The sequence below is a fragment of the Shewanella sp. NFH-SH190041 genome (assembly GCF_024363255.1).
Taxonomy (GTDB): Bacteria; Pseudomonadota; Gammaproteobacteria; order Enterobacterales; family Shewanellaceae; genus Shewanella.
In genome coordinates this window covers 2894382-2917756 of the sequence record NZ_AP026070.1, presented here as the reverse complement: position 1 = coordinate 2917756, position 23375 = coordinate 2894382, and the positions used below count along the sequence as shown (strand labels likewise).

General features: G+C 47.4%; 21 protein-coding genes and 1 other RNA gene. 13 read left to right on the top strand and 9 right to left on the bottom strand.

Going from position 1 to position 23375, the window contains the following annotated elements:
• Positions 1–62 precede the first annotated feature (62 nt).
• Together hupB and ppiD are read left to right on the top strand one after the other, a co-directional pair.
• Positions 63–335 (top strand): nucleoid-associated protein HU-beta, encoded by a 273-nt coding sequence (gene hupB, locus NFHSH190041_RS12970; protein WP_261922224.1) that lies wholly within the window; start codon positions 63–65, stop codon positions 333–335.
• 210 nt (positions 336–545) lie between these two features.
• Positions 546–2432 (top strand): peptidylprolyl isomerase, encoded by a 1887-nt coding sequence (gene ppiD, locus NFHSH190041_RS12965; RefSeq protein WP_261922223.1) that lies wholly within the window; start codon positions 546–548, stop codon positions 2430–2432.
• Positions 2433–2503: 71 nt separating this feature from the next.
• Here the strand turns inward: ppiD and NFHSH190041_RS12960 are convergent, their stop codons facing one another.
• The 8 genes from NFHSH190041_RS12960 to pspF form a co-directional block, all read right to left on the bottom strand.
• Positions 2504–2716, bottom strand: coding sequence for a molybdopterin-binding protein (locus tag NFHSH190041_RS12960; protein WP_261922222.1), 213 nt, complete (start codon positions 2714–2716; stop codon positions 2504–2506).
• Positions 2717–2882: 166 nt separating this feature from the next.
• Positions 2883–4085 carry an enoyl-ACP reductase FabV gene (gene fabV, locus NFHSH190041_RS12955; protein ID WP_261922221.1) on the bottom strand — a complete coding sequence of 401 codons (1203 nt, stop codon included), beginning with the start codon at positions 4083–4085 and terminating at the stop codon, positions 2883–2885.
• A 132-nt stretch (positions 4086–4217) separates the two neighbouring features.
• A complete protein-coding gene (locus NFHSH190041_RS12950) occupies positions 4218–5006 on the bottom strand; it encodes an ATP-binding cassette domain-containing protein (protein ID WP_261922220.1) in 789 nt (262 codons plus the stop codon).
• A complete protein-coding gene (locus NFHSH190041_RS12945) occupies positions 4987–5997 on the bottom strand; it encodes an oligopeptide/dipeptide ABC transporter ATP-binding protein (protein ID WP_261922219.1) in 1011 nt (336 codons plus the stop codon). The genes NFHSH190041_RS12950 and NFHSH190041_RS12945 overlap by 20 nt, the downstream gene beginning before the upstream one ends.
• A 1-nt stretch (position 5998) precedes the next feature.
• Positions 5999–6889, bottom strand: a complete 891-nt coding sequence (locus NFHSH190041_RS12940; RefSeq protein WP_261922218.1) for an ABC transporter permease subunit — start codon at positions 6887–6889, stop codon at positions 5999–6001.
• On the bottom strand, positions 6876–7907 hold the full coding sequence (locus tag NFHSH190041_RS12935; RefSeq protein ID WP_261922217.1) for an ABC transporter permease: 1032 nt from the start codon (positions 7905–7907) through the stop codon (positions 6876–6878). The genes NFHSH190041_RS12940 and NFHSH190041_RS12935 overlap by 14 nt, the downstream gene beginning before the upstream one ends.
• Positions 7907–9535, bottom strand: a complete 1629-nt coding sequence (locus NFHSH190041_RS12930; RefSeq protein WP_261922216.1) for an ABC transporter substrate-binding protein — start codon at positions 9533–9535, stop codon at positions 7907–7909. Before NFHSH190041_RS12930 ends, NFHSH190041_RS12935 begins: the two co-directional genes overlap by 1 nt.
• Before the next feature lie 156 nt (positions 9536–9691).
• Positions 9692–10798: a phage shock protein operon transcriptional activator gene (gene pspF / locus NFHSH190041_RS12925; RefSeq protein WP_261922215.1), complete on the bottom strand. Its 1107-nt coding sequence runs from the start codon at positions 10796–10798 to the stop codon at positions 9692–9694.
• 173 nt (positions 10799–10971) lie between these two features.
• Between pspF and pspA the strand changes: the two genes are divergently transcribed.
• From pspA to NFHSH190041_RS12885, 7 genes are all read left to right on the top strand, one after another.
• Entirely contained in the window at positions 10972–11661 is a 690-nt protein-coding gene (gene pspA / locus NFHSH190041_RS12920) for a phage shock protein PspA (protein ID WP_261922214.1), read from the top strand.
• A 20-nt stretch (positions 11662–11681) separates the two neighbouring features.
• On the top strand, positions 11682–11924 hold the full coding sequence (gene pspB, locus NFHSH190041_RS12915; protein ID WP_261922213.1) for an envelope stress response membrane protein PspB: 243 nt from the start codon (positions 11682–11684) through the stop codon (positions 11922–11924).
• Positions 11908–12300 carry an envelope stress response membrane protein PspC gene (pspC, locus tag NFHSH190041_RS12910; protein ID WP_261922212.1) on the top strand — a complete coding sequence of 131 codons (393 nt, stop codon included), beginning with the start codon at positions 11908–11910 and terminating at the stop codon, positions 12298–12300. The genes pspB and pspC overlap by 17 nt, the downstream gene beginning before the upstream one ends.
• A 354-nt stretch (positions 12301–12654) precedes the next feature.
• The gene (locus NFHSH190041_RS12900; RefSeq protein WP_261922210.1) at positions 12655–14085 is read left to right on the top strand and encodes a YcjX family protein; all 1431 of its coding nucleotides are present in this window, start codon (positions 12655–12657) and stop codon (positions 14083–14085) included.
• Positions 14082–15626 carry a YcjF family protein gene (locus tag NFHSH190041_RS12895; protein WP_261922209.1) on the top strand — a complete coding sequence of 515 codons (1545 nt, stop codon included), beginning with the start codon at positions 14082–14084 and terminating at the stop codon, positions 15624–15626. Before NFHSH190041_RS12900 ends, NFHSH190041_RS12895 begins: the two co-directional genes overlap by 4 nt.
• A 252-nt stretch (positions 15627–15878) precedes the next feature.
• Positions 15879–17060, top strand: coding sequence for a trans-sulfuration enzyme family protein (locus tag NFHSH190041_RS12890; protein ID WP_261922208.1), 1182 nt, complete (start codon positions 15879–15881; stop codon positions 17058–17060).
• A 205-nt stretch (positions 17061–17265) separates the two neighbouring features.
• Positions 17266–18954 carry a GlyGly-CTERM sorting domain-containing protein gene (locus tag NFHSH190041_RS12885; protein ID WP_261922207.1) on the top strand — a complete coding sequence of 563 codons (1689 nt, stop codon included), beginning with the start codon at positions 17266–17268 and terminating at the stop codon, positions 18952–18954.
• 76 nt (positions 18955–19030) lie between these two features.
• Here NFHSH190041_RS12885 and NFHSH190041_RS12880 read toward each other — a convergent pair whose 3' ends face one another.
• Positions 19031–20425 (bottom strand): SLC13 family permease, encoded by a 1395-nt coding sequence (locus NFHSH190041_RS12880; protein ID WP_261922206.1) that lies wholly within the window; start codon positions 20423–20425, stop codon positions 19031–19033.
• A 369-nt stretch (positions 20426–20794) separates the two neighbouring features.
• Here NFHSH190041_RS12880 and NFHSH190041_RS12875 point away from each other — a divergent pair, with 369 nt between their 5' ends.
• The 4 genes from NFHSH190041_RS12875 to NFHSH190041_RS12860 all read left to right on the top strand — a co-directional run bounded on the left by NFHSH190041_RS12875 (position 20795) and on the right by NFHSH190041_RS12860 (position 23363).
• On the top strand, positions 20795–21124 hold the full coding sequence (locus tag NFHSH190041_RS12875; RefSeq protein WP_261922205.1) for a ComEA family DNA-binding protein: 330 nt from the start codon (positions 20795–20797) through the stop codon (positions 21122–21124).
• Between the two features lie 169 nt (positions 21125–21293).
• Positions 21294–21390, top strand: an RNA gene (gene ffs / locus NFHSH190041_RS12870) — signal recognition particle sRNA small type.
• A gap of 71 nt (positions 21391–21461) precedes the next feature.
• A complete protein-coding gene (locus tag NFHSH190041_RS12865) occupies positions 21462–22046 on the top strand; it encodes a DUF6538 domain-containing protein (protein ID WP_261922204.1) in 585 nt (194 codons plus the stop codon).
• 474 nt (positions 22047–22520) lie between these two features.
• Positions 22521–23363, top strand: a complete 843-nt coding sequence (locus tag NFHSH190041_RS12860; protein WP_261922203.1) for a DUF6236 family protein — start codon at positions 22521–22523, stop codon at positions 23361–23363.
• The last annotated feature ends 12 nt before the right edge of the window (positions 23364–23375 follow it).

The window sequence follows — 23375 nt, the reverse complement described above, 5'->3', positions numbered from 1 at the left end:
TCCGCAGACCGCTCTAGAGAAGGATTTGGTTGCGGCGCAAAAATTACATTCAAGGGGATGACATGAACAAATCTGAACTGATCGAGAAAATCGCCACTGGTGCGGACATTTCCAAGGCTGCCGCTGGTCGTGCATTGGACTCTTTTATTGCAGCAGTGACTGAAGGTCTGAAAGAAGGCGATAAGATTTCTCTTGTTGGTTTCGGTACTTTTGAAGTTCGTCAGCGTGCTGAGCGTACTGGTCGCAATCCACAAACTGGTAAAGAGATCAAAATTGCTGCAGCAAACATTCCAGCATTCAAAGCTGGTAAAGCACTGAAAGACGCAGTTAACTAATTAACAGCGCAGCCTTTGAGGCTTTCGTATATTGAAGCACTGCCCCGCAGTGCTTTTTACGAATTGAAGGGTGGTGATTCTTACAATTTGGGATCGGCGCCCAGTGTATGAGACTAATATGTCCCGATACACGAAAGTGATTCAATAAGGCGCATTCACCCAGTGAAGCGCCTTTTTTATTTTAATCCATCGCAACAAGCGAGAAATCTGATGTTAGAGAAGATTCGCGAAGGTTCACAAGGGGTGATTGCGAAAACCATCCTGGTGCTTGTGATACTTTCTTTTGCTTTTGCCGGAGTTAGCAGCTACTTAGGTTCCTCATCAGAGGTACCTGCCGCAACTGTTAACGGGCAATCGATCAGCAATGCTGAGCTGGACCAGGCTTATCAAAATGAACGTTCCCGGATGGAGCAGCAATTGGGTGATATGTTTGCCACTCTGGCTGCAGACGATAACTATCTGGCTAATCTGAAAAAATCAGTGCTTGATCGCTTAGTTGCACAAACACTGATTGAGCAAGCCGCCGATAAACTGGGGCTGCAAGTGTCAGACGCCCAGATTAAACAGGCTATTCGCTCAGAACCCGCTTTCCAAGTTAACGGTCAATTTGATAACCAGCGTTATCTGGCTATTCTGGCACAACTGGGCTATCAGCCTAATGCATTCAGTGAAATGATGCGTCAGGATCTGACGTCTAACCAGTTGATTACCGCGCTGGTAGGAAGTGAGTTTGTGCTACAGGGCGAAGCTAAACAATTGGCTGAACTGCAGGGACAGACACGCAATATTCAGTATCAGGTTGTTGATGCTGAGCCTTTTGTTAAAGACGTGAAAGTCACTGAGGCTCAAGCTGAAAAGTTCTATCAGGCTAATCAGGCTCAGTTTATGAGTCTGGAAAAAATCAGCCTGAACTATGTCGACTTAAATATTGCTGATTTGGCCAAGCACATCAAAGTGACTGACGCTGAAGCGCAGAAATATTATGACGAGCATCAAAGCGCCTATAAATCAGCTGAGAAGCGTTTAGCGGCTCATATTCTGATTGCAAAAGGTAAGGATGATGCAGCGGAAAAAGCAGAAGCCGATAAAATTTATCAAGAGCTGAAAAATGGCGCTGATTTTGCCAAGTTGGCAAAAGAATACTCCAATGATCAATTCAGTGCTGAGCACGGTGGTAAATTGGATTGGTTTGAGCCTGGCGTAATGCAACCTGCGTTTGATAAAGCCCTGTTTGCTATTCCGGCTAAAGGTGATATTTCCCCAGTGGTGAAGACCGATTTTGGGTATCACATTATTAAGTTGCTGGATATCCAACCCGGTCAGACTGAACCTTTTGATAAAGTGAAAGATCAGATTATTGCCAAACTGCAACAGGACAAGGCCACAGATGATTTTTATCAGCTGCAGCAGAAACTGGCAGATGTCAGTTATGAAGTGCCTGATACCTTAAAAGATGCGGCTGATGCGGTTGGGGTTAAAGTACAACAGACTGCCCTGTTTGCCCGTAATAATCCTCCTGCAGCATTAAGTAATCCTGAGGTGGTTAAAGCAGCATTCTCCGATCAAGTTCTGCTCAGCGGTATGAATTCTGATGTGATTGAATTGGCGCCAAACCATGTGGTTGTGGTACGTGTTGCTAAGCACATTAATGCCGGCGTTTTACCATTTGCTGATGTGAAAGCGGATATTATGGCGCAACTGACCCAAGAAAAAGCTAATGAAATGGCGCGGGATCAGGCTCAGCGGTTAATGGCTGATATCAAAGATAGTAAGCCAATTGCATTGATCAAGCAGGATAATCTGGCACGTTTCAGCCGTGATGTGGATCAAGCGATTGTGGCGAAGGCGTTCCAAATGCCTGCGCCGAGTGCTAAACCAACGGTTGACACAGTCGCAACTGCGAAGGGTTACGCTGTGGTGGTACTTGATAAAGTGAATCAAGCGAAAGATATTACGCCGCAGATGCTAGATACGCTGAAGCAGCGTTTGGCTGCGCAGTATTCTCAAGCAGATTATCAGGCAGTGGTTGATAATCTGAAGGCGAAAGCGGATATTGAATTTCCTGCTCAAGCTGAAGCAGCCTCTGCCAATCAGTAAGCTCGTTATTCAGAAATAAAAAAAGCCGGCAATTGCCGGCTTTTTTATTCTATAACGTTGCAAGCTACTGATTAGTGGTCGGTTCCTACCATTACACTACTGGCTTTGATAATCGCGTAGGCACTGCCACCGACTTTTAGCCCCAGCCGTTCACAGGAGGCTTTGGTGACGACAGAGGTTAACTCAACATTCGGTGCCAACTCGATGGTCACTTCATTGTTAACGACACCTTCTTCAATGGCTTTGATGGTACCGGTCAGAGTATTGCGTGCACTGATTTTCATAATCACTCCTTGGTGAAGAGAAATAAAAATACCGTTATAGCGTATTGCTGCAGCCGTTTTAACGTTACAGCGGATCCTGTCTCGCAGTTAATCACTGCGAACCTTTGCGATTGTGACATAAAAAAATACCGCTGTGACAGCGGTATTTTAGAACAGTCGAACTTCATTATAGTGTAATGACATCAAACTCGACATAGGGATCGACTTCGGCATCATAATCAATTCCGGCAATACCGAAACCGAATAGCTTCAGAAACTCTTCTTTATATTCACGATAATCAGTCAGTTGTGACAGATTTTCGGTGGTGACCTGCGGCCAAAGGTCCTGGCAGTGCTGTTGAATATCATCACGCAGTTCCCAGTCATCGAGGCGTAAACGGTTCTCACCGTCGACGTCGGCATCGGTGCCATCAGCTTTGTATAAGCGTTGGCTGAACATACGGTAAATTTGTTCCATGCAGCCTTCGTGCACGCCTTCTTCACGCATCTTTTTAAATACCATGGCGATATACAGCGGCATCACAGGAATAGCACTGCTAGCTTGAGTTACTACACTCTTAAGCACTGCAACATTAGCACTGCCACCAGTGGTCGCCAGTTGCTTATCTAGGCTGTGGGCAGCACGATCTAGATCCATTTTGGCTTTGCCCAGCGCACCATGCCAGTAGATTGGCCAGGTGATTTCTGTACCGATGTAGCTATAAGCAACGGTTTTGCATTTATCTGCCAATACGCCTGCTTGAGAAAGCGCTTGGATCCACAATTCCCAATCTTGACCACCCATTACAGTGACTGTGTCAGCGATTTCTTGCTCAGTGGCTGGCTCTACACTTGCTTCAATAATAGTGTCTTTATTGGTGTCTACTGCGGTGGCGGTATAGGCTTCGCCAATAGGCTTGAGTGATGAGCGGATCAGCTCCCCTGTGTCTGGCAGTTTACGGACCGGAGATGCCAGCGAGTACACCACCATATCCACCTGACCTAAATCAGCTTTAATCAGTTCAATAACTTTATCTTTTGCAGCATGGCTGAAAGCATCACAGTTAATGCTTTTGCTATACAGGCCTTCTGCTTTAGCAAATTTGTCAAAAGCGGCAGAGTTATACCAACCAGCTGTTCCTGGCTTAGTTTCAGTCCCCGGTTTTTCAAAAAAGACCCCGATAGTGGCAGCATCACAACCAAAAGCGGCGGCAATACGGGAAGACAGGCCATAGCCACTGGATGCACCAATCACCAATACTCTTTTGGGACCATGACTGATTTTCCCTTGGGCTTTGGTGTAGTTAATTTGTTCCAGCACATTGGCTTCACAGCCGACAGGATGGGTAGTGGTGCAGATAAAACCACGAATTTTAGGTTTGATAATCATGTGATAGCTTCTTCCGTCAAGTTGCTAATAGGATAATTAGTTCCGCTGTAAATAACAGTGCTTTTTGCTCAAAAGCGCCCGTAAGCGCCAGTGGTTGGAGCAGTTGACAGTTACAAAGGGGGAGTTGAGTATTTAATTACGCCGGTTCAAAATGGCATTTTGTTCGGTGATAAGCCGCTTGGTATATTCATGCTGCGGATTGGCAAATAACTCGTTAGTCGATGCTGCTTCAACGATACGGCCCTGATGCAACACGATGATTTTATCGCTGAACTGGCGGATAATCCCCAAGTTATGGGAAACGAAGATATAGCTCAATCCCAACTCATGCTGCAGTTTCAGCAGTAAGTTGAGGATTTGTGCGCGAACGGAGAAATCCAGTGCCGTAAGTGCTTCATCAGCAATAATGATTTTTGGATTCAGCATAAGCGCTCTGGCGACGGCCACTCGCTGTTTTTGCCCTTCTGAAATCATATGTGGATAAAAATCAGCATGCTCCGGCAATAAACCCACTTTTTTTAGCGTATCCAATACTTGGGCTTTGCGCATATTGGCTTTTAGGGGCGTATTAAATTTCAGCGGCTCTTCCAATAGCTCCCCAATGGTCAATCTAGGGTTGAGTGAGGTATTGGGATCCTGAAAGATCATGCGAATAAGCTTACATCTTTGCTTGATATTGCGCCGATCCAACGCTTCGCTGTCAAAGTAAATTTCTCCATCTGAGCGTTTTTCTGCACCAACTAGAATACGCGCTAAGGTACTTTTGCCTGAGCCCGCTTCTCCGACAATGGCGAGCGTCTCTCCAGGAAAGAGATCAAAGGAAATATTCTCCAGCGCTTGGGTATATTGGCGCCTAAATCGCTTGTAACCATTGAAATAACGCTTTCCCAGCGCATCAACTCTAAGCAGTGGTATCGTCATCGCAGCTCTCTAAATGTTGCAGGGGGAAATGGCAGGCACAGTAACGGTCTTTTTCATGGCACAATCCCGGTTGATTGACACACTGTTTACGTGCGGAAGGGCATCTTGGGCCCAGGCGACAGCCGATGGGCAAATGCTGCAGTGCTGGCGCGGAGCCTGGCAGAATAGGCATCAGGGCTTTGTGGGCATCTTCTCTGCGATCATCAGGTAGGTATTCCAACAAAATTTTGGTGTAAGGGTGCATTGGATTGGCAATCAGCTCATCGGTGGGTCCAGACTCCATCACCTGACCAGAATAAAATACGGTTAACCTGTCACACCAGTGCGCGAGGGTTTCAATTTCATGGCTAATCAACAAAATAGTCACGCCGTGAAGCTGGTTCAATTTAGCCAGTAGCCGGAAAATTTGTGCCTGGGTACTGAGCTCCATCGAGTTCGTCGGCTCGTCAGCAATCAGCAGTTTAGGCTGATTAGATAGTGCCATGGCGATCATAATTTTCTGACATTCCCCTTCGGAGAGCTCCCAAGGGTAGGCAAACATAATGCTTTCTGGATCTTTAATCCCCACTTTATGCAGCCATTGTTGAGCGGTTAAGCGCTGTTGTCGGTGACGCCGCCAAAAGGGAATATTTGGGTTACGGGGCATGGCTTCAATCAGTTGTTTCCCAACTGTCAAAGAAGGATCCAGACTGGAGGAGGGATCTTGAAAAATCATGGCGATTTCCGAGCCCATTATGGTACGGCGAGATTTACTGTCTAGCTCCAACAGGTTAATGCCGTCCCACATCATCCGGTCTACCGTAATGGTCCAGTTATGACCTGGGATGCCCATAATGGCGCGTGCTAACAGGCTTCGGCCAGATCCAGACTCTCCCAGTAGCCCATGGATTTCACCGGCATTTAAGGTGAGGCTGACCTTCTCTAAAGCTTTCACCCGCCCATGGGGCGTATCAAGCTCGATGGTCAGGTTGCGAATATCGAGTAATGGCATATCAGTTTCTGACCGGCGTTAGCGCCGACCTCAATCCATCGCCGACCAAGTTGATGGCCAGCACGGTAAATAAAATGGTGATCCCAGGAATGGTGACTGTCCAAGGGGCTGTCAGCAGGTGGTCAACCCCCTGAAAAACCATCGCTCCCCATTCTGGGCTGGGGGGTTGGGCGCCAAGGCCGAGAAATCCCAGTGCGGCGATATCCAAAATAGCGGCAGAAATGGCCAGCGTGGTTTGAATAATCACAGTTTCCCAAATATTGGGCAAAATGACATACCAGAAAATTTGTAGGCTATTGGCCCCATCGAGTCTGGCTGCGGTGACATATTCCTTTTGCAACTCATCATGTACGGCTTGATGAATGGCGCGAACAAATTGCGGTGTCAGCGCCAGTCCAACGGCCCACAGCACATGCTCCAGTCCGGGACCGGTCACAGCCACCACTAAAATGGCCATTAACAATGAGGGAATAGACAGCAGCGCATCTAACAGATGGGACAGAATACTGGACTTTAGTCCTCGACTCATACCAGAGACAGACCCAATAATAAACCCGACAGCTAAGGCTAAGGTCACCACTAGCAGTGACATACCGAAGGTTAACTGCGCACCATAGAGAATGCGGCTGAAAATATCCCGCCCTAGCTCATCAGTGCCAAGGAAATGTTCAACCGTACCGGCTTGATCCCATGATGGCGGTAGCAACATGGCTTTAGCATCTTGCATCTCCGGAGAAAAAGGTGCGATAAATGGGCCAAAAATGGCAACCAGTAATAAGAATATCACCGCCCAGAATCCCGCCAACGCAAAGGGGTTTGCAGAAAAACTGTCCCATAATCGCATCATGGGCGAAGGGATATTGTCTTCCTGATAAATACTAATTCGCGGCATAAAGTTCTTTCCGGCTCAAAGGATTGGTGGCCGTATACAGCACGTCAATCAGAATACTCAAGAAAATAATCAGCAGCGCCACCGTCATTATCCCACCTTGGATGACTGTGTAGTCTCGCTGATAAATGCCTTGCACTAACCAAGCGCCCACACCGGGCCAAGCAAAAATCACTTCGACGACCATGGCATAGCTGGTGAAGGCACCCAACATCAAACCCAGGTTTTTAATCACGGGAATTAACGCGTTAGGCAGAGCATGCCGGGCGACTATCTGTGAAGTGCTTAATCCACGGGCTTCTGCCGCGCGAATGTAGGTCTGGGTCATTACATTAACCATCGCGGCCCGGGTAATGCGCACGACGACGGTAAAGGGGAAAACCGCCAGCGTCAGTGCTGGCAGAATAATATGCAGTAATGCATCTTTAAACGCCGCCATATGATACGGCGAGTCAGTTAACAGTGTATCAATCAGCATAAAACCGGTAACGGGTTTGATTTCATACAACAGATTGATTTGACCAGAAATGGGTAGCCAGCCGAGTTTGACGCCAAACCAGAGGGACAGTGTTAGCCCAAGCCAAAACACCGGGATGGAGTAGCCCGTTAGGGTGAGGGCCATCACGGTATTCTGCGTTAACTTGTTTTTGGTTAAGGAGGCTAATACGCCAACTGGAACGCCAAGCCCGATGGCTAAAACGGTGGTGACGACCGCCAATTCAAACGAGGCGGGTAGCACATTGGCAAGCTCAGATGCAACTGCCTGCTGGGACGTGGTGGAGTAGCCCATATTGCCGGACAGACGCTGCTGTAGATAGGCGACAAACTGACTGAAGTGGCTTTGATCTAATTGGTATTCATTAATGGTCTGCTGCTGTTGGGTGGCACTTGGATGTTCAATCCCCGTCAGGGCGACATCCAGCCCGACAGGAAACATCCGCGTTGCCATAAACAGCACCAGCATGAGCACCACTGAGGTTGCCAGAAATAAATTCAGCCGGCGGATAAGGTATCTGAGCATCAGTCAGTGCCTCCCGGACTGCTGAACTGGATATCGGCAAAAGAGATGCCGCCGAAGGGAGTCATTTGCATATGGGTAATATTATCTCGTGTAAGTAGCTGTCGCTGAGCATGAGCCAGAGGCACCAAAGGCACTTGTTCAAGCATAATCTGCTCTGCTTCACGGTACAGCTGTGCCCGACTTGAAGTGTTATTAATCAATCGAGCCTGATGGATAAGCTGTTCAAATTGTGCGTTACACCAGCGCGAGCGGTTAGTGCCGCTGGTGACAGAGCCACAACTGAGCAGCGGGGTAAAAAAGTTGTCCGGGTCATTATTATCAGCATTCCAACCAATTAGCACTGAGTCATAATCACTGCTATTAAGTTTCTGGGCAAAGACACTCCAGCCATAGCTGATAATGTTCACCTTAACACCAATATTGGCCAAATCGGACTGGATAAGTTCGGCTGTTTTTAGCGAGTTAGGGTTGTAACTGCGACCTACCGGGATAGCCCAGATATCCAAGGTCAACCCTTGAACACCCGCCTGTTTAAGTATCTGTCTGGCGTGGGCGGGATCAAAATGTAGCTCTTGCTGATTGGCACTATAAGCCCAGGAAATTGGCGGCAAAATACCATTCGCTAACACCCCGGTATCACGATATACGGCATTGAGAATGCTCTCTCTGTCGATAGCCATTGCAAGTGCTCGTCGTACCTCGACGCGATCCAGTGGCGGTTTTTGCGTATTTAACGCCCAAAATGCCACATTCATCCCCGGAGTAGAGGTCAGTTTCAGATCATCGTGTATTTTGACAACGGACAGTTCACCAGCTTTTGGCAGTGCTGAGACGCTGCAGTCGCCTGTGATCAATTTTACCAGTCGGCTACCACTTTTCGGCGTAATATCATACACCAGCATCTCAATCTCTGGGAGTGTGCCCCAATAATTCGGGTGACGACGGTAGCGGATATAATCATTTTTGACATATTGGCTGAGCGCAAAGGGACCCGTACCGATAGGTTGCTGATCCAGTAATTCTGGCCGACCCGCCAGATAGAGCTGCTCACCGTATTCTGCGGATAAAATGACCGCAAAGGCACTGGCCAGATTAGACAGAAACGCGGCATCGGGTTGCTTAAGATGGAAAATGACTTCCCGATCACTGACCTTTTCAATCTTAGCTATCTGGGCGGCAAACTTGATGCTGTCAAAAAAGGGATAGCCACTGCGGGAAACATCATGAAAAGGGTGTGATGTTTGAATGATCCGGTTAAAGCTAAACAGCACGTCATCAGCATTAAATGTGCGACTGGGGTGAAAACGGCTGGATTGATGAAAGTGGACATTATCCCGCAAGGTAAAACGGTAACTAAGGCCATCATCACTGACTTGCCAGTCAGTTGCGAGCGCGGGAACCAAGGTATGGTTGTCGGGGGCATAATCGAGCAACCGGTTATAAATCTGATGGGATGTGGCATCTATGGTTGTGCCAGATGTGACTAATTGCGGATTAAAGGATTCCGGGTTACCTTCCGAGCAGTATACCAATCCAGATGGCACTTTATCAGGGCTACAAGCCAGCAGCAGAAAGCTTATGCAGGTAGCGGTGACAGTCTGTAGCCACCCAGTTATCGGCACTCTCATTAGTTCATCATTTTTAAAAAGGTTTTGAAGAGCCATTCTAGCAGCGCACCTTGTCTCTGGGCAATCTTGCCTCTGATTGACCAGTCACAAATCCGCCGCTGTTTGATATGGCGCAAATAATGATTTGCTAATATACAGTGAGCGTCGAATTTATGTTCAGGCTCGCTCCAGCAGTTGGTACTTTTTCAGCACACCACGCAGCTGATGGTAACTCAACCCCAGTAATTCAGCGGTTTTTTTCTGATTGTATTGCCCAGCCTCTAGCGCTTTTTTCAGCAGCGCCACTTCGGCGGCTTCACAGTAAGCCTTAAAGTCTACTGGAAATTCGGTGGCAATCTCGGTGGGAATAGCAGCAAGCGGGCTAATGTTGGTAGCTTGTTCGGGCTCTGTGGTATGGGGGGATGCTGCGTGCTCTGTTGGTAGCTTGGGGCTTTGGGGGACAGATTGAGCGCCGCGTGTATTGATCCGTTGCGTAGGCCGATAAGGCGAGGCAAAGGGATCGAGGACAATGTGTTCAATAGGGCTGTCATTGTTGCCATTGCGGTAAACAGCCCGCTCCACCACATTTTTTAGCTCACGGATATTACCCGGCCAATGATAATCCAATAGTATCGCTTTAGCGGCAGGGCTAAAGCCAGGAAACAGTTCCAGCTTCAGTTGTCTGACCATATTAATCGCGAAGTATTCAGCCAGCGGCATAATATCATCGCTACGACAACGTAGTGGGGGGAGGGTGATAACATCAAAAGCCAGCCGGTCGAGTAAATCTGCTCTGAACTCACCCGCAGCAGCTAAAGTGGGTAAATCTTCATTGGCGGCACAAATCAGTCGAACATCGGTGCGAATGGTTTTACTGCCACCGACCCGCTCAAATTCACCGTATTCAATAACCCGCAATAGTTTTTCCTGCACCAGTGCAGTTGTGTTAGCCAGCTCATCTAAAAACAAAGTGCCGTTATTAGCCCGCTCAAACCGACCTTCATGGCGGTTCTTAGCGCCGGTAAATGCGCCACTTTCATGGCCAAATAGTTCACTTTCCAACAAGTTTTCACTTAAAGAGGAGCAATTGAGTTTAATAAAACTTTGCTCCCAGCGGTTAGACAGATAATGCAATCGCTCAGCGATCAACTCTTTGCCCGTTCCTCGCTCGCCGATAATCAGCACAGGCTTAGCTAAAGGGGCGACGCAGGAAACATGTTCTAATACTTCCAGCAGCGCATTGGATTGGCCGATAAGGTTATCTTGTTGAAATTTATTGGGCACGTTGTTTTAGTCTAACTGGCTAATTATTGGTGAAAATCATAATATGTCGCGGTAATGTGAAAATAAAGTAAAAGTTAAATATTTATAAAGTGTTTGAAAATAAAGGTTTTTGTTGTTTTGGCATAGCGTGTGCTTAGTCATTGGTGTGTGCAACGATAACAGAGGATGTAGTGATGGGAATTTTTTCGCGCTTTGCCGATATTGTGAACTCCAATATCAGTGCCTTGTTGGATAAGGCGGAAGATCCAGAAAAGATGGTGCGCCTGATTATCCAAGAAATGGAAGATACCTTAGTGGAAGTTCGCTCCACCTCAGCCAAAGTACTGGCAGAGAAAAAAGAGCTACAACGCCGGATTGAGCGGGTCACACTACAGGTTCAAGACTGGCAGGATAAAGCTGAGTTAGCACTGACTAAAGACCGAGAAGATCTGGCAAAGGCGGCCTTGATCGAAAAACAAAAAGCCGCAGCGAATGTCAGTGCCTTAAATGATGAATTAGTGGTGGTCGATGAACAGATTAATCGTCTGCGGGAAGAAGTGGTACAACTGCAAGAAAAGCTGACCGATGCTAAGGCCCGGCAAAAAACTATCATTATGCGTAAGGAAACCGCATCTTCCCGTTTGGCGGTAAAACGCAAACTGAATACGGGCAAAATTGATGATGCCATGCTTAAGTTCGAGCAATATGAGCGCCGGGTAGAAGGGCTTGAGGCTCAGGTGGAATCCTATGAGCTAGGAAAAAAACCTGCTAGCGGGACCTTAGCGGATGAATTTGCAGCGCTTGAGGCGGAAGATGCCATCAATGAAGAACTGGCCGCACTGAAAGCTCGGGTTAAGGGCAAACAACCACCGACAACTAAATAACAACAGGAGTGGGGGACGTTATGGATATGGATTTGCTGTTTCTGCCCATGGTGTTGTTTATGGTCATTGTCGCCCCAATTTGGCTGGTGTTGCATTACCGCAGTAAGCGCCAAGTCAGTGAAGGGTTGACCGAGGCTGAATTTGAACAGCTCAATGAATTGATCCGTAAAGCCGAGATGATGAATCAACGTATTGATACCTTGGAGTCTATTCTGGACACCGAGAGTCCGGAATGGAGGAGCCGCCATGAGCCGTCAAGATGACCGAACTCTGTATCGCATACCGCAAAAGGGCAAGGTCGCCGGTGTTTGTGCCGGCATTGCGGACTATTTTAATCTGGAAACCTGGTTGGTACGGGTGGTCGCCGTCTCTATTTTTCTGCTCGGCGGCTCAGGTGCTGTACTGATTATTTACGCTGCCTTATGGATGATTTTGGACACCAAGTCCGTCGGTTATCAGGACAAGGATTACCATGATATCGAGCTGAAAAAGAAAATTTGGCAGGCCGGTGAGCCGGCTAAGCAAGCCTTGCGCGATATTAATAGCCGCTTTCGTTCATTGGAGCTGCGGTTGCAGCAGATAGAGCGGCATGTCACATCAGATCAATATGATTTAAAAAGACAAATTAACGATCTTTAATCCTTTGGTCTGTTGACCTTTCGTGGTTAAATTTTGTTCGAGATAAAAGCGTTTTAATCGCGGCGAGTGGTTTGCCGCCTAGTTATTCTAAGCAAGAACCGCTCAACAAAGCGTAAAACGCTTTTAGCCGAACCCGTCGGGCAGCATTTGAGGCGCCTTTCTACTGCGTTATCGGCTTATCAGGTAGCGCAACTACCTATCAAAGCCGCTGCCTTGTATAAAGCATCCTCAAATCGCTGCAAAAACAAACTCGAAAGGTCAACAGACCCTAATTATTCCCTTGGACGGGCGGTATTCACCGCCCTTTTTTTTCGGTAAATTGACGGGATTCTACCTTGTTAAATGGATGACGCTATGGGAAAAGTGCGCAGTACATGGGCATCACTTTCCGGCCGGGCAGCCGATATGGTACATCGCGGCGCAGACCGCCATCTACGATTAGCTGTTACTGGGCTATCCGGTGCCGGAAAAACCGCATTTATCACCGGCTTGGTCAATCAATTATTGGCAGACAGACCAGAGCAACAACTGCCGCTATGGCAGGTCTGTCGGCAGCAGCGGCTGATTGGGGTTCGCCGTGAGCTACAACCTGATTTGCGCTTGGCCAGCTTTGATTATCAAGGCGCTATGACAGCATTAACTGACACACCGCCACGCTGGCCAAGCTCTACCCGTAATATCAGTGAAATCCGCCTGGCACTGCGTTATCGGCCACAACAGGGCATATTGGCAAAGTTAACAGACAGCGCCACTTTGTATTTGGATATTATTGACTATCCCGGTGAATGGCTGTTGGATTTGCCTATGCTTGAGCTCAGTTTTGAACACTGGTGCCAACAGCAATTGGCACGGCAAGCCATTTTGCGTCGCTCTCCAGCCTATGAGGCATTTGCCGGTGCATTGGCAGAGCTGGACTTACTGGCCAAGGCTGATGATACCCGTTTGGCCGCCATAGCCGAACAGTATCAGGTGTTATTGCAAGATATGGTGCATCAGCAAGGATTTTATTTGGCACAGCCCGGGCGCATGTTATTGCCGGGGGAATTAGCGGGCACGCCACTACTGGCGTTTTTTCCTGTATTTAAGTCTGCAGATGAGATGGCTACCTTATCTCAAGCACCTTCTTCAAGTGTGTTTGCGGTGCTTAAACACCGTTATCAGCAATATGTCAGTCAGGTTGTTAGGCCATTCTATCGGGATCACTTTGCCCACTTTGATCGCCAGGTGGTGCTGGTGGATTGCCTGTCGGCGTTAAATCGGGGTAAAGCGCAGTTTGATGATATGACCGCGGCATTGGGGGATATTATGGGCAGTTTCCACTTTGGCCGTAGTAGTTTACTACGCCGTTTATTTGCCCCTCGAATCGATCGCTTATTGTTTGCTGCCAGTAAAGCGGATCATGTCACTGCGGATCAGCAGGGGCATATGGTCAGCCTATTGGCCGATGTGCTGCAGCAAAGCCGGCACTATGCCAAATTTGAAGGGTGCACTGTGGAGACTATGGCCATCAGTGCCATTCGCGCAACTCGCCCAGGCACAGTGCAGCAACAAGGGGAGACGATTAATGTGATACAAGGGCAGGCACTGGACAGTGCTGAGCCGCTAACCCTGTTTCCCGGTGATGTTCCAACGCGCTTACCGGGGAATGCGTTTTGGCAGGGGCAGGGATTTGAATTTACCGCGTTTAGCCCCCGACCGTTATCGGAGGATGCTGCCCGAGCCACACTGGCGCATATCCGTTTGGATCATCTGCTTGAGTATTTGTTAGGGGATAAATTGGCATGATTTTTACCCGCAGCAATAATCGTAAAAACAACCGTAAAAATAAGCATCTTACCGACCACGAAGAAAAAAATGCCGCTTACTCTGAGGATAGTGCCAGTGATAGTGCCAGTGTGGATGGTGAAATAGACGCTATTAATAGCAGGCTAGCGTCGGATACTGGTAATCATTCAAGTGATGATCTTACCGTGGCGAAGCCGTCTGTTAAGCGAACACAGGCAACAGCAGACTCACAGCAATCATCGCTTGCGGCAACGGATGCTCGTGCTCAAGCTAACAGGGATGTGAATACCGAACCACGCAGATTACGCCCCAGACAGCTGCATACCACAGCGTCGCCTCAAGAGACTACAGCGCATATGCAGCTTGATATTGACGCTGATAGGCAAACCACGCCTACAGAGGCATCGGTTAAAAAAAGTGATATTCACAGTAGCGCTTCCCCTTCGGCGCCATCGCAGTCACATCCACCTTTGCGCAAAGCGCAACATTTCAGCGCCGAGTTTTCCCCGCAAAGGCGTGAACAGACACAACACGATGCCGTGCAAACCGATGATGAGGCTGAACTTGCAGCTTTGCTTGATGCCCATAGTGGCGCAGATCCAAACAACGCCCATACTGCTTCTCTTACTGGCCAGTCTTTACTTGGTCGCAGTCGCGTCGGACTTTCTAAGTTAGGAAAACTTGCCTTGCTGGGGATATTGGTATTGTTAACCACCAATACCGGGCTAGGGCTTTATCATGCTTGGCAAACCTCCCCATGGCTGTTTGGCTTGTATAGCGGGGTATTATTGTTGGTTTTACTCTGGGGCGGCCGGACATTATGGCGAGAGTGGCGCTTATTAGGTGAGCTTAAGCGGGTGGAGAGCCGCCAGGCCCAGTCACACAGATTGATGGATTCAGTGCAATTGGGGGAAGCGCAGCCCTTTTTAGCCCAAGTAGCGGCAAATTTACCGTCCAGTGCCGGGCTTGAGCGCTACCGCCAGCTAAGTCGGGCTGAGCACAATGATGCCGAGTCACTCCTGCTGTTTGATGAATTGGTATTACAGCCAGTGGATAAGCAGGCCCAGGCTTTAGTGCATAAGTACAGTGTTGAGTCAGCGCTACTCTTGGCAGCTAGCCCCTTAGCTGTGTTGGATATGGCGATGGTGTTGTGGCGCAATCAGAAAATGATCCGTGCAGTCGCGGCACTCTATGGGGTAAAGCTGGGGTACTGGAGTCGGGTGAAGTTATTTCGCGGAATTGTGGCGAATATTCTTTATGCCGGGATCAGTGAAGTGGCGGTCGATCTTGGCAGTCAGTTATTGTCGATGGAGCTGGCGGGTAAGTTGTCTAGTCGCTTAGCACAAGGACTTGGTGGCGGCATGCTCACAGCCAGATTAGGTTTTCAGGCAATGGCGTTGTGTCGCCCTTTGCCATTTACCTCGCAAAATAAACCCAAACTGCGCCAGATGCATAAGGCGCTGCTGGGGGAATTAAAACACTTTTCGACCCGGGCGTTGCAAGGAGACTTAGCATCGGAATCCGTTGAACGTAACAAATGATTTACATGCGGCAGCGAGGTAAATTGGGCGGTAAGATGTTTTCCATTCAGCCGTGATCGTATGGTTGAGCAGGGGTATAGGCCTGCGCCCGGTCTTTTACTGTTACTGATAGCTCATCAGTCGACTTATCAATTCCCATCGAAGGTCAGTGCTTGGCATATTTAGCCAGAACAGACCAAAGCCTGTGACAATAAATTAAGAAGATTCAGGCTGGTGGTAATCGACTGGGCGGCACACAAACAAGGAAGCATTATGGATAAGACCTCCTGGCAATTGCCGACATTAACCATTCATGGTGGCCATCAGGCCGAGGGACAGGGCAGTTTGGTGCCCCCGTTATACCAGAGCGCCACTTTTGCGTTTAGCTCTGCACAGCAGGGCGGCGCTCGTTTTGCTGGTGATGAAGCTGGCTTTATTTATACCCGTTTGGGAAATCCCACCACGGCTGAACTTGAGCGACGCATGGCATTGCTGGAAGGGGCTCAAGCTGCAGCAGCCACGGCCTCTGGAATGGGGGCTGTCTCGGCGGCGTTATTGTCACGGCTGCGGGGAGGCGATCATCTGGTGGCTTCTAATGCAGTTTATGGCTGTACCTTTTCTCTACTGACTGAGCTATTTACCCGTTTTGGTATTGAAGTTAGCCTGGTCGATTTTGCCGATTTAAACGCAGTAGAGCAGGCGGTGCAGGATAATACCAAGGTGATCTTCTGTGAGACGCCGGTAAACCCCCATTTAGCGGTATATGACCTTGCTGCTATTGCTGCCATTGCGAAGCGCCATCAGCTGTTTTCTATTGTGGATAACACCTTTATGACACCATTGCTGCAGCAACCGCTGGGGTTTGGTATTGATATGGTGATCCATAGTGCCACTAAATATTTAAATGGCCATGGTGATGTCATTGCCGGCATGGTCTGTGGCCGTCACGGGGATATTGATCAAGTAAAAGGCGAGATCCTCAAAGATATTGGTGCGGTGATTTCTCCCCATGATGCCTGGCTGATTTTGCGTGGATTAAAAACCTTAGATGTACGTATGCAGCGCCATTGTGATAACGCCGAATTGGTGGCCAATATGCTGGCAGATCACCCCAAGGTAAAACGTGTTTATTATCCCGGCTTGGCAAGTCATCCGGGACATGATTTGCTTGGGCCACAGATGAAACGGGCCGGAGGCGTTATCGCCTTTGAATTAGACGGTGATTATCAGCAGGCCGTGGCATTGGTGAATAGCCTGTCGTTGTTCACCATTGCGGTTAGCTTGGGTGATGCTGAATCCCTTATTCAGCATCCGGCATCCATGACTCATTCTCCTTATACACCGGAAGCGCGGCAAGCGGCAGGAATAAGTGACAGCTTACTGCGGATTTCCATTGGGTTAGAGTCTGTTGAGGATTTGCTAGAGGATTTAAATACGGCTCTGGCATCGATGTAATAGTAAAAACCTCAAAGGCTAAAAGCTTATCAATAACAGTAAATTCCAATTATTTATGCTTGGCTTTAGCCTTTGTTGATTTGTATTGGATGATAAATGTTGGTTTGTTAGTGATACAGCATTTCATTATTTTTACTTATGTTTTTTTTAGAAAAATTGGCTTAAGTGTAACAACTCTAATATTACTATCCACTAATTGAGGAATATGGTGTTGTTACATAAACGAGTTCAACATAACGGAATAGCCACTGCGTTACTTACTACTCTAGTGCTAATGATTAGTCCTTTCTTAGGGGCCACAACCTACATTAGTCAGCAAGCTGCAGATAAGTTTGCAAGCTCAGGCCACAAACATATTGCTGTCGCCAAACCCACGCTTAACGCTACAAAGCAAGCCTCATCACTAACTGATGATTGGACGCCACCGCCAGATAATTTTGTACCAAGCAATCAATGGGAAATTCCGGTCAATATTTCCGAAATTACGCCATGTGGCAGGCCGTCAGGTGGCTTGTATGCCGAAGAAAAACCTTACCAGGCTTGTCACTCTACGTTTGACCCATCCGACAGACGGGTTGATGTAGTTGTTTTTTTACACCCCACCGCATACGACTTGCCCGGTTTTTCAAATAAGGCTGATATTGTCCGTTTCTTGCAAAGCGGCTTTGAGTACACCAATGAAACGTTCTCTAAAGTCGGTGAAAATATCGTCATTAATTTGGTTGGTGTTGAAGATTATGATTTAAGCGATTTCCCGGCAGCAATGGAGTCTTATATTGAGGTGAAAACGGCTGATTTAATAAGTAGCGGCTCATCACCTGAATATGCGGCTCTATACTTACAGTCTCATACTGAATTTATTAATAATTTCGACATAAGCAATCAATATATGGGTAAATACAACCCCGCCAGTGGGCAATTTTCCGGTGGTTTTGATGCTATGCATGAATTTATTACAGATTTTGATTGGCTGGTAAATGCAGGGAAAACATCTGGGCTGGTGCTTCCTGAGATATATAAACAGTATCAGGATTATGGTGTGGATGTTGCGCTGATCATTCACTCACCTTATGCGGTCGAGCATGAAGGTGAGGTTGTGTTCGATTTGCGAGGGGTCGCAGGTTATATCGATAATGGTAGACTCGATAATGTTGTATTGCTTAAACCAGCTAAAACAGTGATTGCACATGAGTTTGGACATATATTTCAAGCAGATCACGAAAGGGAGGTAATGTTTGATCCAGAAGGCTACGCCCATGCAAGCACTTGTGGCGGTAAAAAAACCGCGATGTGGCATGTTATCAACTCCGATTTGACCCCTGACTTCTCAAACCCTGATACGTTCATCAATGGTGAGCCATGTGGTGAGGATGGTTTAACCGATAATGATCGGATTATTGCCGAACACGCGCCCGTATACGCAAATGTTCGTGATCAGGCTGTCACTATCGGCACCGTGAGTTTGGATCATACCGAATACCAGATAAATGAAGCTGATGGCGTCCTCGATATCCGTGTATCCAGAGATGGTGACGTATCTCAAGCGACAAAAGTGTATTTGCTTCTTAATGGGCCTGAAAACCTATCGGTCATTAATAGTGATGAGCTGGTTGAAATTAAATTTGCTCCCGAGCAGGCAGAGCAAACAGTGAAAATATCCCTCAAAGATACTGCTTCAAACTATGAAGATCAGACAGTGACGGCTGAGTTAGTCTTTCCTCGTAAATTGACAGTTGAACAAGGGAGCGCAATCATCCGAGTTGCGAACGATGACGTAAAACCAACCCCAAAGCCAACCCCTGAACCAGAAGTTGAAACAGGGACTTCTGGTGGCGCGTTAGGATGGATTAGCATGCTGGTAATGGGGTTAGTTGCAATCAGACGCTACAAATGATGCGTGAGAGCCGAATGTCCTAATTCGGCTTTTTCTTAAAGCGTGGGAAATATCGTAAACTCTATTCGCTTTTCAGCTAAATCCCCCAGAAGCTATGGGCAATGATATATAGCACCAACATACTGAGAATATTGATCACCAAACCTGCACGCATCATCTCAGATTGTTTGATATAGCCCGAGCCATAGACGATGGCATTGGGCGGTGTGGCCACTGGCAACATAAAGGCGCAGGAAGCCGCAATACCGATAAGCACTGACAGCATCACTGGTGATAACCCCAATGCCTCAGCAATGGCCGCAAATACGGGAACCAACAATGCTGCACTGGCGGTATTACTGGCAAATTCTGTTAGCATGATGACAAAGAATATCACCACAAAAACAAACAGTGCCATATGGGTGTTGCCGAAAATATCTGTCACCATATGGGCTAAGAATACCGAGGTGCCGGTGGCCTTGAGCACTGCACTTAACGTCAGACCGCCACCGAACAGAATCAGTACGCCCCAGTCGGTGGTTTGCTCAATTTTTTTCCACTCTACCAAACCCAGCCCTGCCAGTAGCACTACGGCACTGAGTGCCACAATGGTGTCAAATTGGGGAATACCGCCGAGCGCTTTAGCCAGTGGCTTGGAGAAAATCCAGCACACAACGGTGGAGATAAAGATCACCAGTGTCAGCTTCCCGCCCCAGTTTAAAGCCACTTTTTCTTCATCAACATGGCAGCGTATGGAGAGATCGGGTTTGAAATAAAGGTATAGGGCGATCAGCATCGCGGGCAATAAGATGGCTACGGTCGTGAGACCAAATGACAGCCAGTCTGCAAAACTCAACCCAGCTTGCGCCGCGGCAATTGCATTGGGCGGGCTGCCGACTAGGGTGCCGATACCGCCGATGTTGGCTGAATAGGCGATACCTAGCAGCATAAATAGGTAGGTACGCTTATGTTCAGTAAAATCAAGCTGGCGCAAAATGCCTAAGGCTAGGGGCAGCATCATGGCCGTGGTGGCGGTATTACTGATCCACATAGACAGGGCTGCGGTGACTATAAATAGCAAAATACAAGCCGTTGCCAGTTTTCCCTTGGAGGCGCGTAGCACTTTTTGGGCGATCAGCCGGTCAATCCCTTGGCTGTTTAGTGCAGCGGCCAGCACAAAACCACCAAAAAACAGATAAATAATGGGGTTAGCAAAATTGCTCATGGCTTCTTTGGTATCAAACACACCAAATAAGACAGCCAGAATAGGAATAAGTATCGCGGTAACACTGATATGAATGGCTTCAGTTAGCCAGAGTATGGCGGCAAATACCAGCATGGACAGACCAATATTGACACCAGCGTCAAAGGGCAGCAGGTTTTGCATCGCAAACAAAAGTACAATATCCGCCGCCAGAATAGTCAGTTGGCGGTGATGGATGGTCTGCTGTGGTGGCGGCTCAGGTAATGGGCTTCCGGTGATCCCTGACATAAACAACATCCTCTGTGATAAGTCAGGCGACAATGTAGGGGAAAATTGCGCTGGTGGGAAGCAGTGTCAGTTTGTGGTTAGATTTCATTCCATCAGTAAGAACTGCTTATTTTGTGAGTATATTGACCGAGATTGTCTGCAAAAGTACAAATTTATGTCATAAAAATTTCACTACAGTGGTTATGGTTGTTATTCAATGCGTTAAGACGCTTCATTATCTGAAAATAAATTAGCTTGCATAATTGCGATGTTAATCCCATTTTTTGATTTTTAAAATTTGATATAGATCTGATTTTGCAAGTACCTCCGAGCTGGGCTAGGGTTTAGATCCCGACTCTGCTCAGGCAGACAATTTATTCAAAGGAGTGAATGATGAAGCGTATGCTATCTCGTATCCCTTTAGCTGCAACCTTCTGTGGCATGTTATTGATGGCACCTATTGGGGTGGCGGCAGAACGGCAGTCTGATAGTCAAATGCAGCAGGCCCCAGTATCAAGGGGCTATCCAATGACGATTCAGGTGAATACCGCTTCCGTTGAGCAGTTACAAGCCCTGCGAGGGATAGGTATTACCAAAGCGAAAGCTATTGTGGAATACCGTAAGCGATATGGAGATTTTCAGTCAGTGGATGAGTTGATTAAAGTCAAAGGTATTGGCCCGACTATTATAAAACAGAATCAGGGGTTGCTAAGTCTGTGACAGCGTTTGAATAAAACCCATAGCCTACATACGGGCTATGGGTTATTTGTTTATTGATTGTGCAATCAGACAGATAAAGCGGACAAATATCGTCTATCGGCTTGATTGCCAGCCGCGCTTAGGTAATAATCTCGTCGTTGTCAGCGAACTGACAAATTCTGTGGTGGCCCCAGGGTCCCCCCGCAATGATAACCTGTGAACTCGGCCAGGCCCGGAAGGGAGCAACCGCAGCAGGCGACTCGTGTGCCGGGGTGTGGCTCTGGGGCCATCTCCATTTCTAAGCCTTATCAAAAGGTTAGCTCTGAAAACGCCTTGGTGGTACACAAGGTGGTACACTTTGAGTTCAACCAGAGCCTCTCAATCAAGTCCTTATCTATTCCTATCTCGGCATGGTGTTTGGTATGCCAGAGTCGTTGTACCTGAAGACCAGCGATCAGTTATTGGTAAGCGTGAGTTACGCAAATCACTGTCAACTAAAGACAAGCGGGAAGCGGTTAGACGTTCTTGGGGCGTCCTCCAGCAGCTCATGCTAGTGGCTAAAGGGAAAGCCTTGGCTCAACCGATGGAAGACACACCAGAGCAAACTCTGTTACCTGTTGCTATTTCGGTTGAAGCTTCCCCGCCTGTGGTGAATAAACCTAAGCTGCCCAAGTTGAGTGAAGTAACAGAGTTATTCTGTCAGGAGAAAATCAGGCAGCAGGCTTGGTCTACTCACTCAGAGTATGTAAATCGAAAGACTTTCAAAGATATGATTACTTTGCTGGGCGATATAAGGTTTGATGAGTTCACCAAAGAAAAAAACCTAAGATACAAGCAGCATTATTCTAATAACGGCAAGATTTCTATCACTACGGTCAACAAATACCTGACCAGAGTTACCTTATTTATACAATTGCTCACGGCCAGCGACAGACTTACCTGAAGCCTTCTCCTTGAAGATGACAGTATTTTGCCAACCTGCTTGGCTTTGTAGCTGTGCTACCTATTGGTCAACATTCTGGTCTTGTGTGCTAACACGCCCGTAAATGTATTGCATTTCAATCGCCTTATTTTTCGTTTCTTCCGGATAAGTTGGTCAACTTCTTTACGAAAGGTGTTTTCGTCTGTTCGTAAGGGTATACCTTTGCGATAGACCGGAAGGGAATGAAGCAGGGCTGGCTGTGCAGTGCTTAATGTATTGGCTGCTGGTGGAGGCTTTGAGCTTGGCTGGTGGTTCTTGGTCGGGGCTATGGGGGTAATAGGCTGAGTAATTAGTTATATATACCGTCTCAGATTTTTTAGTAAAAACTTTGAGCGCTGTCGCGGTTTTTGTTTCCTTTCACGGTAGTAGGCATGGTTTGTGAGTAGTATGGACACTGGTTATTTGTGTCGTTTGATTTAGGGAAGTGCTAACCGTATGGATAAAGGAATAATTGTTTCACCTATAGAAATTCTTGCATCAGATGGATTTTCATTTCGTACAGGAATTAGCCTTGAGTCATTCAACCAGTACCTCCTTTATTGGAATCATATAGTTATACCTACAAATAACATCGTTCATGTAGGGGTACCACATGAAGATTTACTTGTAGAGCAAAAGATTATATCTAGGCCGAAGTTTTCTCTTCGCTCTATTGGTGGAAAGGAAGGTTCTAAGCCGCTGATAGATTGTCAGATGCTTTTGGCTAAGTACTACATGGACATGGAGCCTGGTAAATGGGTGCTCGCTCAGAGTGGAACGCATAGCTACTTCACAGAAGACTTAGCCCAGAGTCGAAATCATATTCAAATGGAGTTAGCGAATATACTCCCAGTACCTCCTTCCGGAACAAATCTTGAAGATATTCTTCAGTTCAAATTGGAAAGAAAGGATGAATTGGATGCTTTGTGGTATTACTTGGATAAAGTTTGTCTGGATGTTCAGAAAGAGCCAGATCGTGCTCTAGCACAACGGTTAGCTCTGCATGATTTTGGGAAAGTTGTTGAAGATTCAATGAGGGTCACGAGTGAACGTTGGCGCTGCTTACAGTTGTCTGACGTTAAAGTGCAGGTTTCATTGGATTGGAAAACAGTGGTTGGAGCATTCACAGCTCCATATGCGCTTGACTCTATCCCTAATGTATTTGCTTGTGCTTTTGGGGTTGCAGCCAGCTCCCTGAAGGTGAACTGGGAGAAAGGGCTTGTCCCCACTGCACCAGATGAACAGCGCAAGTTGTCGTATCTTACCTCCGTTAAAAAGAATTTGATTCTAGCTGCGTAATGGTAAACCCCT